Source organism: Methylobacterium sp. HMF5984 (assembly GCF_045033435.1).
Lineage (GTDB): Bacteria > Pseudomonadota > Alphaproteobacteria > Rhizobiales > Beijerinckiaceae > Methylobacterium.
In genome coordinates, this window is sequence record NZ_JBJFLN010000001.1 from 4,362,285 (window position 1) to 4,378,221 (window position 15,937).

A 15,937-nucleotide genomic window follows, 5' to 3' on the forward strand; every position below is an offset into this window, starting at 1 on the left:
ATCAGGGAAGATGCTCCATCTTATTGTGAGATCGCGTTTCCTTCACGCGAGCCGGGATCCACTTCGCATGAAAATGCTCTAGCCGGTCCGTAGCGCGTTTCGAGGTGGGCGAGGTAGGCCTCGGTTCCGAGCGGGCGGCCGGTCGCCTGCTCGAGCAGCGCATCGGTGGGCAGGCGGCTGCCTTGCTCGTGGACGTGGCGGCGCAGCCAGCCGCGCAGCGGCGCGAAATCGCCCGCGGCGAGGCCCGGCAGGATCCCCGGCTCGTCGCGCTTGGCCGCGGTGAAGAGCTGGGCGGCGGCCATCGCGCCGAGCGTGTAGGTCGGGAAGTAGCCCCAGGCGCCGCTCGGCCAGTGGATGTCCTGCAGACAGCCGAGGCGGTCGTTCGGAACTTCGAGCCCGAGCAGGCTGCGCATGCCGTCGTTGAACGCGCCCGGCAGGTCGGCCACTGCGAGGTCGCCGGCGATGAGGGCCGATTCGAGGTCGTAGCGGAGCAGGACGTGCGCCGGGTAGGTCGCCTCGTCGGCGTCGACCCGGATGAAGCCGGGCTCGACCCGGGTGTGCAGGCGGTGAAGGTTCTCGGGCGTGAAGGCGGCTCCGTCGCGCCCGAATTCCGTACGGACCAGGGGCGCCAGGAACGCGAAGAATTCTCGGCTGCGGCAGGCCTGCATCTCGACGATGAGCGATTGGCTCTCGTGCAGGCTCATGCCGCGGGCCTTGCCGACCGGCTGGTTGCGCCACGCGGCCGGACGGCCCTGCTCATAGAGCGCGTGGCCGGTCTCGTGCAGCACCCCCATCAGCGCACGCCCGAAATCGGCGGCGTCGTAGCGCGTGGTGATCCGCACGTCGTCGGTGGCGCCCCCGCAGAACGGGTGCAGACTGATGTCGAGGCGCCCGCGCGCGAAGTCGAAGCCGAGCGCACGCATCAAGGCCAGCCCGATCCGCCGCTGCGCCTCAACCGGGAACGGGCCGTCGAGCGGCAGCGGCGTGGGCTCGCGCGCCTGCCGCTCGCGTGCCTCGGCCACCAGCCCGGGAAGCCGGGTGCGCAGATCGGCGAAGAGCGGATCGATGGTCGCGCGCCGCATGCCCGGATCGTACTCGTCGAGCAGCGCGTCGTAGGTGCCGAGCCCGAGGGCCGCCCCCTTGATCGCCCCGATCTCGCGCTGGAGTCGCAGCACCTCGGCCAAGTGCGGCAGCAGCATCCTGAAATCCGACTGCGCGCGGGCCTCGCGCCAGACCATCTCCGCCTTCGAGATCGCCCGCGAGCTCGCCTCGACGAGGTCGCCCGGCACCGCCGCGGCATGGGCGTGGAGGCGGCGCATCTCGGCGAGATTCGCAGCCCGCCACGGGTCGAGGGCGGTCTCGTCGGCAGCCGACAGCGCGTCGGCGGTCTCGGGCGCCGTCAGGATCTCGTGGGCGATGCCGCGCAGGACCGCGAGCTGGTCGGCGCGGCCGTCGGCGGCACCGTCCGGCATCAGGGTCTGCGAGTCCCAGCCGAGGATGCCGGCGGCGGCGCCGATCGCGTCGAGGCGGGCGAAGCGGCGTTCGAGGCTGGAATAGACGTTCACGATGCGAAGGCCCCGCGGTGACGATCCGGCCGCGAACGGCCGGGATGGGTGCTCTCGTCATAGGCGGCCGTCGGCGCTGCGAACACCCCGACCGGGGCCGAAGACGCTCGTGAGCGCATATCGGCGAGCCCGGCCGCGCCTTCCGAGCCGAAAACCCCATATGGTCGCGATGCGCCGCAGGCGTCGCCGACACCGGAGCCGTTTCGTGGATCGCCGCGCCTTCGTCGCCGCAGCCCTGGCCTGCACCGGCCTCGTCGGAGGATCGGCGGCAAGCACCGCACCCGAACCTGCGGCGATCCCGGACGGTCGCCCGGTGCGGATCGCCATGCTGCTGTTTCCGGGCATGACGGCGCTCGATGTCGTCGGGCCGCAGGAGATCCTCGCGGGCCTCGCGCCGGGAAACCTGCATCTCGTGGCGCGGGCGGCAGGTCCCGTGGCGAGCGACACCGGGCTCGCCCTCCTCGCCACCGCCGACTTCGAGACCTGCCCGCGCGACCTCGACGTGCTGTTCGTTCCCGGCGGGGACGGCACGCCCGACCAGATGCGCGACGCTGCGACCCTCGCCTTCCTGCGCGATCGCGCCGACCGGGCCGCCTGGGTCGCCAGCGTCTGCACCGGGTCGCTGATCCTTGGAGCAGCGGGATTGCTCTCGGGGTACCGCGCGACCTCGCACTGGTGCGTGCGCGACACCGTGCTGCCGCTGCTCGGCGCGGTGCCGGTCGACGAACGCGTGGTGTTCGATCGCAACCGCGCCACCGCGGCCGGCATCTCGGCCGGGCTCGATTTCGCCCTGGCGCTCGCGGCCAAGCTCCGCGGCGAGGCCTATGCCCGCACCAGCCAGCTCGTGGCGGAATACGCGCCGCGCCCGCCCTTCGATGCCGGAAGCCCGTCCGCGGCCGGCCCCGCGATCACCCGCGCGGCGGACGCGATCCTCGCGCCGCTCGTTGCGGGCGCACTGGCTGCGAGCCGCAACCGGTGAACCGCCCCGCAGCGCACGCCTCCGTGAACGGGCGCGCCGGAACGGCAACCACGGGTAAGCATTCTGGCAGGTGAAGCCGTCGCGAGGCGACGGCCGCCATCCTGGACCACTACGCCGGACCTGCCATGATCCTCGGAATGCTCGTCTCGGCCGTCATCGCGGCGCTCGGCCTGCTCGTGGCGCTCGGCCGGATCGGCCATCCGATCGACGGGCAGGTGCTCACCAATTTCGGCTGGAGCGGCGTGATCATCGGCGTCGCGCTGTTCGGCTTCTTCGCCTACCTGATGCGCGGGCGCCGACGCCCGGTGGCGTGAGCCGTGACGGTGTCAGGCGATGCGGATCAGCGGCTCGCGACGCAGCGCCGGCGTCGCGCCGACCTCGACGCGCTGGCGCTCGCGGGCGATGTAGGCCGTCGGCATGATCGCCTGCATGTCCGCCTCGACCGCGCGCAGGGTCGCGTCGGAGTGGCATGGATGCAGGTGGATGATCGCCAGCGCCTTCACGCCGGCGGCCTGCGCCAGCTCGACGCCCTTCTGCCAGGTCGAGTGGCCCCAGCCGCGGCAGGTCGGGTATTCGCAGTCGGTGAACATGCCGTCGTAGACGATCAGGTCGGCATCCTCGACGAAGCGCATCAGGGCTGCGTCCGGCCAGGGATCGGTGTGCTCGATGTCGCTGATGATGCAGAGCCGTTTCCCGTCATGCTCGAACCGATAGCCGACAGAGCCCTGGGGATGGTTGAGCAGGATCGTGTCGACGGTCGCGCCGTCGGAGAAGGTCAGGGTCTCGCCGGCGCGGAAGCCGTGATGCTTGAGCGTGCAGGGCAGGACGTCGAGTGTAACCGGGAAGAGCGGCGGCGCGTATAACCGACCGAGCGTGTCCTCGGCCGACTGCCCGCCGAGGTTCCCGCACCAGGTGTGGACGGTCCGCTCGGGATCGAACACCGCCGGCTTGAAGAACGGCAGTCCGCCGGTGTGGTCGAGATGGAGATGGCTGAAGAGAAGATCGACGTCCTTCGGCAGGTCCTGCCGGTTGTGCTGGCCGCACGCGTAGAGGCCGGAGCCGGCATCGACGACGAACAGGCGCTCGCCGCAGCGCACCTCCATGCACGGGGTGTTGCCGCCGAACTCGGCGTATTCCGGGCCGCTCACCGGCGTCGAACCACGCACGCCCCAGAAGCGCAGCGTGAGACCGCCGTCCGATACTGGACTTCTCGACATCGTCATCACGGGTCGTTTTCGTTCGGATGGTCCGATCGCCTTCGATCTGGAACCGTTCTCCGCTTCGCCGTCAATGCGACCGAGGCGGTGGGCGGACGGTGGTTTTCTCATCGCCGCTCTCTGACAGAGGTTGAGATGGGTGGCCGTCGCACGCTGCGATGTGCGAGCCCGCACATGGGATAAGTCCCATCCACGCCTCGCGTTTCGGAGATCACGGGCGTTCGGCGAGGGCGAGCGGACCGGTCGGAGCCCGAACGGGCACCGTCGGATCGCCGGCGCCGGCCGCCCGGACGAGCCGCGGAAGCCGGTCCCGGTAGCGGGACTCGAGGCCGTCGAAGCGATCGGCCTCGCGCTCGTAGGACGGTACGAAGCCGGCCATATGGGTCGGGGACAGGGGCGAGCCCGGCGCCGCCCAGGCGGCCCAGGTCGCCTCGGGCACCGGTGGCGCGCGCCGACGGGCGGGGATGACGATCGTCTCCAACCCGGCATAGGCCAGCGCCTCGGGGCGGCTGACCTCGCCGAGCGACGTGCCCTTGGCGGCGAGTGCCGCCCAGAAAGCGTGTTGGCCGCCGTCGGAATAGCTGGTGCGGATCGCGGCCGCCCCATCGTCGACGAAGGCGGCGATGCGGGCCTCCTCCGCCGCCCGGCGGGTGACGACGGCGGCTTCCTTGGCCGGGTCCTTCGACGGCGCGAAGACGTAGCGGCCGCCCTCGACGCCGACCTGCAGCTCGTCGCCGGTCGCCTCGAACCGGTCCGCGCCCGCCTTGAGCTCGCGCCAGAACCCGATGTTCGGATCGGTGCGATAGCGCGCCATGTTCTCCGCGGTCATCCGGAACGGATAGGCCTGGAACTGGAACGCCACCTGGCCGCCCTTCAGCGCGTCGCGGGCGATCGCATAGATCTCGCCGACGGTGTGGTCCATCATCGCGAAGCAGCCCATCGACGAGCACACGCCGTGCACCATCACCGCCGAGCCGGTTCCGCCATGCGCCCGGTCGTAGGCGTTTGGGTAGCCGACGTCGAAGGACAGGTAGTAGTGCGAGTTCGGGTTCATCTGGCGCTGCGGCACCATGTAGAAGCCCTCCGGCGTCTGCCGGTCGCCGTTCTTGCGCTTGGGACCGAGCTGGCCGGACCACCGGCAGATCGGGAAGGTCTTGAGATAAACGAAGCGGCCGCCGGCGGCCTTCTTCCACACCTCGATCTCGGAATCCTTCTTATAGGCCCGGAACAGCACCGGCGCCTGCGGGCTCGTGCCCTTGGCCGCCATCAGCGCGAGGGTGGCGGCGGGGATCGGCGCCTCGGCCTTGGCGTTCTGCGCCGACGCGTCGCCCGCGAACAGCAGGGCGAGCACGACGGCGAAGCCGGTCGGGACCAGACCTTTCAGACGGTGGGCGGGAGGCATCGCGGGGCCGGGGCGGGAGGGTCGCGCGACGCCGCGGCCGACGCGGCCGCGCACGGGACGGGCACGCGGCCCGAACCTGTGCGGCCAATACGGCGTCCGTATGGCTTCATGCCGGCTCGAGCGCGCGGGCGGGCTTCGTCGGCACCGGAACCACGGTGCTGTTCTCCACGGCGATCACCGCATCGAACGGGTCGAGGACGTCGAGGTCGGCGGCGTCGGGGACGCAGACGATGAGGCCGCGGCCGGCCCGGGCCGCGCGCAGGCGGGTGATCCGCGCCGCGATCTCGGCGGGCTTGCGCTCGTCGAGCAGGATCGCGACGACCACGATGTCGGGCTGGCGGATCAGGCAGCGGGCGAGGTCGATCGCGATCCGGGTCTCGACCGGGATCGCGCCCTCGCCGAGCACCGAGCCGGTGCCCGCGCTTCCGGGCTCGACCCGGCTGTCGAGGCCGAGCCGATAGACCGAGGCTTCCAGGCCCTCCTCGGTCAGCACACGCCGGACGATCGCCCGCACCCGCGGCTCCGCCCCGGCCTCTCCGAGGCTGACGCGGCCGAACAGCAGGTTCTCCTCGACGCTGGCCGCCGGATTGATCCGCGTGGGATCGTGGAACTCGACCGCGGCGGCGAGGTGAGCCGGCAGCATCCGCGCGAAGGAGTGGCGGGCGGCGACGAGCCGCTCCTCGAACGCGGCGTCGATCAGCCCGAAGCGGTGGCGGGTTTCGCTGTAGCGCAGCGCCAACCCGATGAGCCGCTCGCGGTCGCGCTGGCCCGCCGGGCCGCGACGCAGCGCGACCGCATTCGGCTGGCGCACCACCAGATCCTCGAAGTAGCCGCGCTCGTCGGCCGGAAAGAGGGAGAACGCGTCGAACAGCGGATGGTCGTTGGGCAGATCGGCGAAGATCTCGACGGTGCTGCGCGCGACCGCGAGGCCGATCTCGGTGAGCGGGCGGACGAGGTCTTCCGCCTCCAGCACGGCGCGCATGTAGGGATGGCGAGCGAGGCGCTTGGGCGCGAAGGTCTGGCCCACGGGCTCGCCGAACAGGATGTTCTCGCCGACCGTGGCCTGATGGTTGTAGCGGGCGGGATCGAACGGCTCGACCAGGCGCTCCGCCCCTTCCGCCATCAGCATCGTCCGCATCGTGGCGCGGGCGGCCACCAGGGCGCGGGCGAAGTCGGGGGCGGCGACCGGATCGACCTGGGCGAGGAGGCCGCGGGAATAGGCGAAGGCATCGAGCCCGGTGATCCGCAGGATCTCGACGAAGGCGGGCTGATCGGGCGCGGCCGCGGGATCGGCGCCGTAGAGGATGTTGGCGCGGAGCGTCCCCTCGACCAGGATCGCCTCGCCGGCGGCGAACGCGATCCGGCGGGCGCGATCCGCGGCGTCGAACGCGCCGAGATCGTGCCCGGCATAGGTGACGTTGCCCGCCGTCGGCGCGACCTGGCCCGCGAGGATCGCCGCGAGCACCCGGGCGCCGCTGCCGCGGATGCCTGTGATCGCGACGTGCGAGGGCATCGCCAGCGTGAGGTCGACGCCCGAGAGCCGTTCGCCGGTCGCCGCGTCGTAGGCGCCGACGCCCCGCGCCGCGAGATCGCCGGCGCGGGGGACGGCGAGCCCGCCCTTGCGCCCGCGTCGCCCCTCCAGGGCCGCGATCGTGCGGGCGGTCTCGCGGAAAAGCGGCTTCAACCCCTCGCGCAGACGCCAGAGGTTGAGCGTCAGGGCGATCAGGATCGCCGCGATCGCGAAGGCGCCGGCCGCCGCGACCAGGGCGGCGGGGTCGACGTCGCGGGCGGGCGGCGCACCGTTGCCGCCGCCGCGCCATAGGGCGGCACCGGCGGCCATCGCCGGCAGGATGATGGCCAGCGCCAGCGAGGGCGCACGGGCATAGGCGAGCTTCGCCTCGGCGCGCGCCAGCGCCGCGCGGGTCGCCGCGGCCTTCTCGGCGATGCGCGCGCGCTCCAGGGTCGCCGAGCCGTGGATCCGCACCGCCGGCATGCGTCGGACCAGATCCCCGAGCGTCCGCTCCGCGAGTGCGCTCGAGCGCAGGCGCAGAGCGCTCCGCGACGCCGAGCGGCGAAGGATCAGCTCGCGCGCCATCGCGGCCGCGAACAGGCCGACCGCCGCGGCGGGCACCAGCCGCGGGGCGGCCAGGGCGGCGAAGCCCAGGGCGACGAGGATCGCGCCGAGCGCCATCGCCGGCACGAGGATGCCGATGGCGAGCAGGCCGTCGACCCGGCCGAGCGCCTGCCCGAGGAGGCCGGCGAGGCCGCGCGCCTCCTCGCGGGCACCCGGCGGCGCATCGAGGATCGCCGCGGTCGCGGCCTCGCGCATGCGCAGGACCGCACGGCTCTGGGCCGAGAAGCTCAGGGCGGCGACGAACCAGCCGAGGCCGGCGAGCGCCAATGCGCAGGCGGAGAGACCGAAGAAGGCCGCGCGTTCGAGGTCGAGCGGCGCCAGGCTCCAGCCCGGTACCAGGACGAAATCGTCGGCCGTGCGGGCGATGGCGACGCGCAGGAAGACCAGTGCCGTCGCCTCGTCGTGGCCCAGGGTGTGGACGAGGTCGCGCAGGCAGAGCAGGGCGAGGATGCAGAGCGGGCCGCCGAGGCCGAGCGCCAGCGCGACCGCGGCGAGGTGGCGCCCGCGCGCCGCGCGCCAGGCGAGAACGATCGGATCAGGCTCCATGGCCGCTCACGTGATCGAAGGCTTTCGCATCGGCCGGTCCCGGGCGGCCGCCGGATCGCACGCCGCCTCCCAGCGCATAGGCGCTCTTCGGTCCCGCGAAAAGCGCGCCACCACACGCCGCGCTCGCCGGCGGAAAACGCGGCCAATCGCCCCTGTCGCTCAGCTTGGAATTCTTCCATAGCGCGTGGCATCGGCCGGGCAAGAGCGAACCTCCGTCGCATTGCTTTGACGGTGCAGACCGGGTCAACCTTGCGGGACCGGGCTGCGGGCATGGCGAGGCAGGGTCGAACATCTTGGTGACGCTCTCCACCGACGACATGCGGCGGTCTCGGCGCCCGCGGGCCATCGCCTGATGGCGCAGCTGTTCTCGCCGGGCGCCGACGCGATCTACCGGCTCGCCCTGCTCACCGGCGTGGCGTGCCTTGCCGGCATTCCGATCGTCGCGGCGGGGATCGTGCGCTCGGATTACGTCACCGGCGTCGGGGTCGCCCCGGCCCAGCCGGTGCCGTTCAGCCACAAGCATCATTCCGGCGAGCTCGGGGTCGACTGCCGCTACTGCCACACGACGGTGGAGACCCAGGCGACCGCCGGCATTCCGCCGACCCACACCTGCATGACCTGCCATTCGCAGATCTGGACCGGGTCCGACATGCTGAAGCCGGTGCGCGACAGCTTTGCGCGCGACGAGCCGCTTCAATGGGTGCGCCTGAACAAGCTGCCGAGCTACGTCTACTACAACCACTCGGTCCATGTGACGAAGGGGATCGGCTGCTCGACCTGCCACGGCGACGTGACCAGCATGCAGATGACCTACCGCGCCAACGCCTTCGAGATGCAGTTCTGCCTCGACTGCCACCGCGATCCGGCGAAGTACGTCCGCCCGCAGGAGCAGGTCTGGAACATGACGTGGAAGCCGCCTGAGAACCAGGCGACCCTGGGGCCCGAGCTCGTCGCCAAGAACCACATCCGGGGGGGCGAGCGCCTCACCGAATGCGCGATCTGTCATCGCTGATGGGGACGGACCGCACATGACCGGGCATCACGACATCGGCGCGATCCGCGCGCGCCTGGCGTCCGGCGACGGGCCGGCCTTTTGGCGCAGCCTCGACGCGGTCGCCGACACGCCCGAGTTCCGAAGCTACCTGGAGGCCGAGTTTCCCGCCGCGGCGCGGCTCGCGGCCTCGCCGGAGCGGCGCGGCTTCCTGAAACTGATGGCCGCCTCGTTCGCGCTTGCCGGATTGTCCGCCTGCGACTCGAGCGACGGGCGGCACTACGAGCTGCCCTACGTCAACGCGCCCGAACGGGTCCTGCCCGGCGCGCCGCTCAGCTACGCCTCGTCGGCGCTGCTCGACGGGTTCGCCAACGGCATCCTGGTCACCACCCGGAACGGCCGCCCGCTGAAGATCGAGGGCAACCCCGACCATCCCTGGAGCCTGGGCGGCACCGACGTGCTGGCGCAGGCCTCGGTGCTCGGCCTCTACGATCCGTTCCGCTCGCAGGCGGTGCAGCATATCGGGCGGCCGAGTTCGTGGGCCGCCTTCCAGGGCGCGATGCTGGCGCAGATGCCGGCCTGGCAGGCGAAGGGCGGCGAAGGCCTCGCCCTGCTCACCGGACCGGTGACCTCGCCGTCGCTCGAGGCCGAGATCGCGCGGATGCGGAAGACCTATCCGGCGATGCGCTGGTACGTCAGCGCAGGCGTCGCGCGCGACGGCCTCTACGAAGGAGCCCGGCGCGCCTTCGGCCGGCCGGTCGAGACGCTTCCCGAGTTCGCCAAGGCGCGAACCATCGTGTCCCTCGACGGGGACATGCTCGACCTCGGCCCCGGGCAGGTCGGGCTGGCGCGGCGCTGGAGCGACGCGCGAAAGGCATCCTACGCGGCCGGCAACCTCCTCACCCTCCACGCCGCCGCGGCGACGCCGACGCTGACCAGCGCCAAGGCGGACTACGGGATCGCGGTCGCCGCCACGCGGATGGAAGCCCTGGCGCGGGACCTGCTGAGCCTCGCCGAGGGCGGAACGGCATCCTCCGCCGACGACGCGTCGGCGGCTTGGCTCGAGCGTGCGTCCGCTGCGCTGAACGCGGCCCGCGGCGCCGGCCTCGTCACCACCGGGCTCAGCGGCTCGCCGGCGTTGCATGCGCTCGTCCACCGGCTCAACGGCGCCTTGGGTAACGCCGGCACGACGGTGCGGCATACCGCACCGGCCCAGGCGATCGGCGCCGGGACGCTCCACGACCTCAGCACCGCCATGGTGGAGGGCTCGGTCGAGACCTTGATCGTGCTCGGCGTGAACCCGGTCTACGAGGCGCCGGGCGCCCTCGACTTCGCGCAGGCCATGGAGCGCGTGCCGCTGAAGATCCATGCCGGCCTCTACTACGACGAGACCGCGGCCCATTCCGATTGGCACCTGCCGCTGGCGCATCCGCTCGAATCCTGGGGCGATGCCCGCTCCCTCGACGGCACCGTCGGCCTGATCCAGCCGACCGTCGCGCCGCTCTACAACGGCCGCGCCGCCAACGAGCTGTTGGGATTCCTCGACCGGGGCACGATCGGCAACGGCCTCGATCTGCTGAAGCAGCGGATGCGCGGCGAATCCGAGACCGACGCCACGTTCCAGGCTCGCTTCGAGGAGGCCCTGCGCAGCGGCTTCCTGCCCGACAGCGCGGCCAAGCCCGAGACGGCGGTGCTGACTGAGGCCGCCTCGGCGCTGGCAAAGCCTCCGGAAGCGCCGCAGGAGACCATCGAGGTGGTGTTCCGCCCCGACCCCACCATCTGGGACGGGACGCTGGCCGATCTCGGCTGGCTGCAGGAACTGCCCAAGCCCCTGACGAAGATCGTTTGGGAAAACGTCGTCGGTGTCAGCCCGAAGCTCGCCGAGCGACGTGGGCTCGCCAACGGCGACATCGTGCGCATCGCCGCGGACGGGCGCGCGATCGAAGGTCCGGTCTGGATTACGCCCGGGCAGGCCGAGAACACGGTCAGCCTCGGGCTCGGCTACGGGCGCAACGTGCCCGACCACCTCGCGAAGGGCCTGGGATACGCCGCCAACGTGCTGCGGCCGGCGATGGACCCATGGCTGCTGAAGGGCGCGACGCTCGCCGCGACCGGCCAGCGCCGGATGCCCGCGACCACCCAGGATCTCGGCACGATGGAGGGGATGGATCTCGTCCGCGTCCAGCACCAGGGCGCGAAGCCGGTCGGCGATGCCAAGGCCTACGAGCTGGCCTCGTTCTACCCGAAGCCCGCAGCCGCAGAACGCGGCGCGGAGGCCGCCTGGGCCATGGCGATCGACCTCGATTCCTGCATCGGCTGCAACGCCTGCATCACCGCCTGCCAATCCGAGAACAACATCCCGGTCGTCGGGCGCGAGGAGGTCGAGCGCGGCCGATGGATGGGCTGGCTGCGGGTGGACCGCTACTTCTCCGGCACGCTCGATGCGCCCGAGACGCATTTCCAGCCCGTGCCGTGCATGCATTGCGAGAACGCACCCTGCGAGGTCGGCTGCCCGGTGGAGGCGACGCTGCACGACAGCGAGGGCCTGAACCTGCAGGTCTACAATCGCTGCGTCGGCACGCGGACGTGCCAGAGCTATTGCCCGTACAAGGTCCGGCGCTTCAACTATCTCGATTATACCGGCGACATGCCGGTGGTGGCGCAGCAGCAGCGCAATCCCGACGTGACGGTGCGCGCCCGCGGCGTGATGGAGAAGTGCACCTACTGCGTCCAGCGCATCGCCGCGGCCCGCATCGACTCGGCCAAGGACGCGCACGCGCCGATCCCGGACGGTGCCGTCGAGACCGCCTGCCAGGGCGCCTGCCCCACCCGCGCCATCACCTTCGGAAACCTCTCGGACCCCGGCAGCCGGATCGCCGCGGCGCGGGCGGACGGCCGCAACTACGCCCTGCTCGGCGAGCTGAACACGCGCCCGCGGACGACCTACCTCGCGAGCCTCGCGCCGCCGGCGAAGGAGGGCTGACGCCATGTCGGGAGCCACGCTCCAGCCACCATCCGGCACCGGCCTGATCGGCCCCGACGCGACGCTGCACGGCATCGGTCGCGCCGTCGCTTCGGTCCCGCTGACGCATCCGTTGAACCGCCGCTGGTGGATCGCCTTCGCCGGCGCGCTCGCCCTGCTCGGCCTGTTCGGCGGGGTGCTGTGCTACCTGCTCCTGACGGGCGTCGGCATCTGGGGCAACAACAACGCAGTCGTGTGGGCGCTCGACATCGCGAGCTACGATTGGTGGATCGGTGTCGCCAGCGGCAGCCTGCTCGTCTCCGCGGTGCTGCTCCTGCTCGGGGCGGAATGGCGCGGCGCCGTCAACCGGGTCGCCGAGACGGTCGCCCTGCTCTGCACCTGCGCCGCCGGCCTCTACCCGATCATCCATCTCGGCCGGCCGTGGTTCTTCTTCTGGAACCTGCCCTATCCGAACACCTACGACCTGTGGCCGCAGTTCCGATCGCCGCTCCTGTGGGACGCGATCGACATCGTGTCCTACCTCGTGGTCTGCGTCAGCCTCTGGTACATCGGGTTGCTGCCGGACCTCGCGTCGTTGCGCGACCGCGCCGTCGAGGATGCGCTGGCGCAGGAGAAGGCCCACGGCCGCCCCCGGAAGCGGTCGCTCCTGAAGGCGCAGGCCTACGGGATCGTCGCGTCGGGCTGGCGCGGATCGGCGGCGCATTGGCAGCTCTGGTCGCAGGCCTACCGCACCATCGCGCTGCTCGGCGTGCTGCTGGTGGTCTCGCTCCAGACCGGCGCCTCGGTGATGCTCGCGGGCTCGGTGATGCCGGGCTGGCACGACACGATCCTGCCGGTGACCTTCCTCGTCAACGCCGTGTTCTCGGGCGTCGGCGTCACCGCCGCGATCGTGGTGCTGATCCGCTCGGTCTACCGACTCGACGGGCTGATCTCGGCACGGCACCTCGAGATCCTCGCCCGGCTGATGCTCTGCCTCGGATGCGCCAGCCTGTACTGCTACGCCACCGAGTTCTTTTCGACGTTCCTGCACGGCGACCAGCAGGAACGCGACGTGCTGATCCGGCGGATGACGGGCGCCCATGCCTGGGCCTTCTGGACCGTCGTCGCGTGCCTGCTGATTCCGGCACAGGCGTTCTGGTCGGCCCGCCTGCGCCGGTCGCCGCTCGCGGTCGCGCTGATCGGCGTCCTGATCGCGATCGGCGCCTACGCCGACCACGTCATGGTCCTCGTGGTGACGCTGGCCCAGGATTTCCTGCCCTCCTCGCGGCTGGCCTACAGCGAGACGATCTGGGGCGTCGCCACCTTCGCCGGTTCCGTCGGCCTGTTCCTGACGCTGCTGCTGCTGTTCCTGCGCTATCTGCCGGCGGTCTCGATCACCGAGAGCCGTCGCCTGGCGCTCGCCGTCGTGCCGGCCGCGACCGCGGCCGAGCGGAGGGCGGTGAAGGAGGCCGAGGCGCGGCCGCTTGCCAGCGAGCGGGACGGGACGGAGGACGCGCCGCTCTGGGGCGTCAGCGCCGCCTTCGCCTCGGAAGCGGACCTCGCGGCCGCCGCCACCGCCCTGTCCGGCCGCAACGACGCCCACGTCCACCTGGACGCGCACGGCCCCGTGCCGATGCCGCGCGTGCTCCGCACCCTCGGGATCGCCGGGCGCTCGATCCGCGCCTACGCGATCCTCGGCGCGCTCGCGGGCGGCGCCGCCTTCTTCGGGATGTGCGTCTACGCGACGGCCTACGACTACGTGTTCCTGATCGGCGGGCGTCCGCGCTTCTCGTGGCCGTCCTTCGTGGTGCCGAGCCTGTCCTTCGCGATGATGAGCGGCACGATCGCGGTCCACCTTGCCTTGCTGATCCTGAACCGGTTGCCGCGCTTGAACCACCCGGCGTTCAACATCCCGGGGTTCCTGCGCGCGACGGACGACCGCTACTTCCTCTCGGCCGAAGCCCAGGGCGAGCGCTTCGACGCCGACCGCGTCGTGCGCAAGCTGGCGTCCCTGCCCGCGGAAGCCGGCCGCCCGCTCGACATCCGCCGGGTGCCGCGATGAGGCGTCTCCTGGCCCTGCTCGCCGTCCTGCCGCTCGCGGCCTGCGGCGAAGCCGACATGAGCGATCAGCCGCGTGCCAAGACCTGGGACAGGAACGGCTTCTTCCCGCAGGCGATGACGATGCGCCTTCCAATCGCCGGCACCGTGCCGCGGAACGATCCGGCCAGGCCGGCGGCGCAGCCGGCGAGCATCACCGAGACCCTGCTGGCGCGCGGGCGGGAGCGGTACGGCATCTACTGCGCCCCGTGCCACGGCGCCTCGGGCGACGGCCGCGGGATCATCGTCGCGCGCGGCTTTCCCTCGGCCGGTCAGCTCACCACCGAACGCCAGCGCACGGCGTCGGCCGACGACCTGTATCGTGCGATCTCGGAGGGGCACCGGGCGATGTACGGGATGGGCCAGATGATCCCCTCCGCGGATCGCTGGGCGATCATCGCCTATGTCCGCGCCCTGCAACGGAGCCAGGATACCGAGGTCGCGGGCCTGCCGCCCGAGGATCGGGCCAAGCTGGAGGCGTCGCGATGATGGCCGCTTACGCCTCTGCCGCACGGCGCCGTCCCGTCGCGGCGCTGCTCCTCGGCGCCGGAGCATCGATCCTCGCCGTGCTGGCGGGTGGCTGGCGCGGGGCGGCCACGTCCTATCTGGCGGCTTGGCTCGCACTGCTCGCCCTGCCGGTCGGCGCGCTTCCGATCGCCATCGCGCTCGAGCGGTTCGGCCTGCGCGAGCACGACCGCGGCGAGGGCGAGCTTTCCAAGTCCTTGCGTCGCCTCGTCGGGCTGATGCCGGTGGCAGCGATCCTGGGCGTGCCCGTCCTGTTCGGCATCGGGCAGATCTATCGATGGACCGACGCGCCGCCCGCGACGCCGCTGGCCGCTTTGTGGTTCACGGTGCCGCTCTTCGCCCTGCGGGTGATCGCGTACCTCGCCGCCTGGGTCTGGCTCGCCGCGCGGTTCGTGGTCCCGGGCGAAACCCGCGACGGACGCACGATCTCCGGGGTCGCGCTGCATGCCGTCGTCGGAACCCTGGCCGTCACCGACCTCGTGGGATCCCTGGACCATCGGCTCGGCTCCAGCCTCGAAGGTGTGCTCGTGCTGACGGCCTGGAGCAGCTTGGCCCTGGCCGCGGCGATCCTCCTGGCACCGGAGGAGCCGACGCCGATCGGGCGCGGGCGCGCGGTCCCCGGGCAGGACCGGCTTGTGCCGCTGGTGGTCCTGCTGAGCCTCTGGGCCTTCCTGCACTTCGTGCAGTTCCTGATCGTCTGGTCGGCGAACCTTCCTCAGGAAGTCTTGTGGTACTTCGCCCGCGGCGGCTGGCTCGGCCGTGCGTTCGCGAGCCTCGGCGGGGCCGTCGTCCTGCTCGGCGCGCTGGCGACGCTTCGGCCGGGGCGCCCGACGACGCGGGTCTTGGCGGTGCTAGTGCTCGCGCTCCACGCGGTCGAGATGTTCTGGTTCGTGACGCCCGCTCTGCGCGACCGCTTCGTGATCGGCTGGAGCGACGCCTTCGCCGCGATCGCCGTCTGCTGCCTGGCCGTGGCCCTGCTGCCGGTGGCGCAACGCCTGATGCCCGTTCTCTCGCCCCGGCGCCGGCGGAGCGCGGTCGCATGAGCACCGAGCGCACGCAGCACCGGTTCGGCTTCGTCTCGTCGATCATCTCCGGCTTGGCAATCTTGCGCCGCCGTCCTTCCTCGCCCGGGACGGCGAAGGCATCCGGCGAGGCCGGATCCTCGGACGGGCCGGGCTACGAAACCTCTGACGTCCATGTCGGCAACACGGCCCGCGTGATGGCCGGGCTGATGGTGACAGCGCTCGCCGTGATCGGAGCGATGATCTGGCTGAAGACGATGGTCTCGACCGATCAGCGCCAGGCCCTGCCGAGCCTGACCGCGCAGCAGACCGCGCGGCTCGTTCCCCCGCCACCGAACCTTCAGGCCGACCCCTACGCCGACCTCGCTGCCGAGCGTGCGGCCGAAGGCCGGCGGCTCGACGGCTACGCCTTCCTCGACGCCTCGCGGCAGCGCGCGCGCATCCCGATCGACCGTGCCATGGCGCTGACGGTCGGCCGAACGCTGGACCCGTGAGCC

At 71.8% G+C, this 15,937-nt stretch carries 12 protein-coding genes; 8 read left to right on the forward strand and 4 right to left on the reverse strand.

Annotated features, from left to right (window positions below):
- Positions 1-20: 20 nt before the first annotated feature.
- Positions 21-1,565, reverse strand: coding sequence for a carboxypeptidase M32 (locus tag ACFZ8E_RS21180; protein WP_243946466.1), 1,545 nt, complete (start codon positions 1,563-1,565; stop codon positions 21-23).
- Positions 1,566-1,890: 325 nt separating this feature from the next.
- On the opposite strand from ACFZ8E_RS21180, the gene ACFZ8E_RS21185 reads away from it, so the two are divergent.
- Positions 1,891-2,544 carry a DJ-1/PfpI family protein gene (locus ACFZ8E_RS21185; protein WP_243933109.1) on the forward strand — a complete coding sequence of 218 codons (654 nt, stop codon included), beginning with the start codon at positions 1,891-1,893 and terminating at the stop codon, positions 2,542-2,544.
- Between the two features lie 125 nt (positions 2,545-2,669).
- Positions 2,670-2,858 (forward strand): hypothetical protein, encoded by a 189-nt coding sequence (locus ACFZ8E_RS21190; protein WP_147728892.1) that lies wholly within the window; start codon positions 2,670-2,672, stop codon positions 2,856-2,858.
- 12 nt (positions 2,859-2,870) lie between these two features.
- Here ACFZ8E_RS21190 and ACFZ8E_RS21195 read toward each other — a convergent pair whose 3' ends face one another.
- The 3 genes from ACFZ8E_RS21195 to ACFZ8E_RS21205 form a co-directional block, all read right to left on the reverse strand.
- A complete protein-coding gene (locus tag ACFZ8E_RS21195) occupies positions 2,871-3,767 on the reverse strand; it encodes an MBL fold metallo-hydrolase (RefSeq protein ID WP_243946468.1) in 897 nt (298 codons plus the stop codon).
- Between the two features lie 205 nt (positions 3,768-3,972).
- Positions 3,973-5,163 (reverse strand): murein L,D-transpeptidase family protein, encoded by a 1,191-nt coding sequence (locus ACFZ8E_RS21200; protein WP_243946469.1) that lies wholly within the window; start codon positions 5,161-5,163, stop codon positions 3,973-3,975.
- Positions 5,164-5,269: 106 nt separating this feature from the next.
- Positions 5,270-7,843 (reverse strand): ABC transporter ATP-binding protein, encoded by a 2,574-nt coding sequence (locus ACFZ8E_RS21205; RefSeq protein ID WP_405043716.1) that lies wholly within the window; start codon positions 7,841-7,843, stop codon positions 5,270-5,272.
- A gap of 352 nt (positions 7,844-8,195) precedes the next feature.
- Between ACFZ8E_RS21205 and ACFZ8E_RS21210 the strand changes: the two genes are divergently transcribed.
- From ACFZ8E_RS21210 to ACFZ8E_RS21235, 6 genes are read left to right on the forward strand one after another with little or no spacing between them, the layout of a single operon-like run.
- Positions 8,196-8,855 (forward strand): cytochrome c3 family protein, encoded by a 660-nt coding sequence (locus ACFZ8E_RS21210; RefSeq protein WP_243933085.1) that lies wholly within the window; start codon positions 8,196-8,198, stop codon positions 8,853-8,855.
- A 16-nt stretch (positions 8,856-8,871) separates the two neighbouring features.
- Entirely contained in the window at positions 8,872-11,817 is a 2,946-nt protein-coding gene (locus tag ACFZ8E_RS21215; protein WP_405043717.1) for a TAT-variant-translocated molybdopterin oxidoreductase, read from the forward strand.
- A gap of 4 nt (positions 11,818-11,821) precedes the next feature.
- Complete coding sequence (locus tag ACFZ8E_RS21220; RefSeq protein WP_405043718.1) at positions 11,822-13,858, forward strand: quinol:electron acceptor oxidoreductase subunit ActD; 2,037 nt, start codon at positions 11,822-11,824, stop codon at positions 13,856-13,858.
- Entirely contained in the window at positions 13,855-14,382 is a 528-nt protein-coding gene (locus ACFZ8E_RS21225; protein WP_405043719.1) for a c-type cytochrome, read from the forward strand. The genes ACFZ8E_RS21220 and ACFZ8E_RS21225 overlap by 4 nt, the downstream gene beginning before the upstream one ends.
- Positions 14,379-15,461, forward strand: a complete 1,083-nt coding sequence (locus ACFZ8E_RS21230) for a hypothetical protein (protein WP_405043720.1) — start codon at positions 14,379-14,381, stop codon at positions 15,459-15,461. Before ACFZ8E_RS21225 ends, ACFZ8E_RS21230 begins: the two co-directional genes overlap by 4 nt.
- Positions 15,458-15,934 carry a hypothetical protein gene (locus tag ACFZ8E_RS21235; RefSeq protein ID WP_147842547.1) on the forward strand — a complete coding sequence of 159 codons (477 nt, stop codon included), beginning with the start codon at positions 15,458-15,460 and terminating at the stop codon, positions 15,932-15,934. Before ACFZ8E_RS21230 ends, ACFZ8E_RS21235 begins: the two co-directional genes overlap by 4 nt.
- Positions 15,935-15,937: the final 3 nt, after the last annotated feature.

What these genes read in the sequence shown, in the direction of transcription:
- ACFZ8E_RS21190 (WP_147728892.1), top strand. Translation starts at nt 2,670, where the DNA reads ATGATCCTCGGAATGCTCGTCTCGGCCGTCATCGCGGCGCTCGGCCTG.
- ACFZ8E_RS21205 (WP_405043716.1), bottom strand. Translation starts at nt 7,843, where the DNA reads ATGGAGCCTGATCCGATCGTTCTCGCCTGGCGCGCGGCGCGCGGGCGC.
- ACFZ8E_RS21225 (WP_405043719.1), top strand. Translation starts at nt 13,855, where the DNA reads ATGAGGCGTCTCCTGGCCCTGCTCGCCGTCCTGCCGCTCGCGGCCTGC.
- ACFZ8E_RS21230 (WP_405043720.1), top strand. Translation starts at nt 14,379, where the DNA reads ATGATGGCCGCTTACGCCTCTGCCGCACGGCGCCGTCCCGTCGCGGCG.
- ACFZ8E_RS21200 (WP_243946469.1), bottom strand. Translation starts at nt 5,163, where the DNA reads ATGCCTCCCGCCCACCGTCTGAAAGGTCTGGTCCCGACCGGCTTCGCC.
- ACFZ8E_RS21215 (WP_405043717.1), top strand. Translation starts at nt 8,872, where the DNA reads ATGACCGGGCATCACGACATCGGCGCGATCCGCGCGCGCCTGGCGTCC.
- ACFZ8E_RS21220 (WP_405043718.1), top strand. Translation starts at nt 11,822, where the DNA reads ATGTCGGGAGCCACGCTCCAGCCACCATCCGGCACCGGCCTGATCGGC.
- ACFZ8E_RS21235 (WP_147842547.1), top strand. Translation starts at nt 15,458, where the DNA reads ATGAGCACCGAGCGCACGCAGCACCGGTTCGGCTTCGTCTCGTCGATC.
- ACFZ8E_RS21210 (WP_243933085.1), top strand. Translation starts at nt 8,196, where the DNA reads ATGGCGCAGCTGTTCTCGCCGGGCGCCGACGCGATCTACCGGCTCGCC.
- ACFZ8E_RS21185 (WP_243933109.1), top strand. Translation starts at nt 1,891, where the DNA reads ATGCTGCTGTTTCCGGGCATGACGGCGCTCGATGTCGTCGGGCCGCAG.
- ACFZ8E_RS21195 (WP_243946468.1), bottom strand. Translation starts at nt 3,767, where the DNA reads ATGACGATGTCGAGAAGTCCAGTATCGGACGGCGGTCTCACGCTGCGC.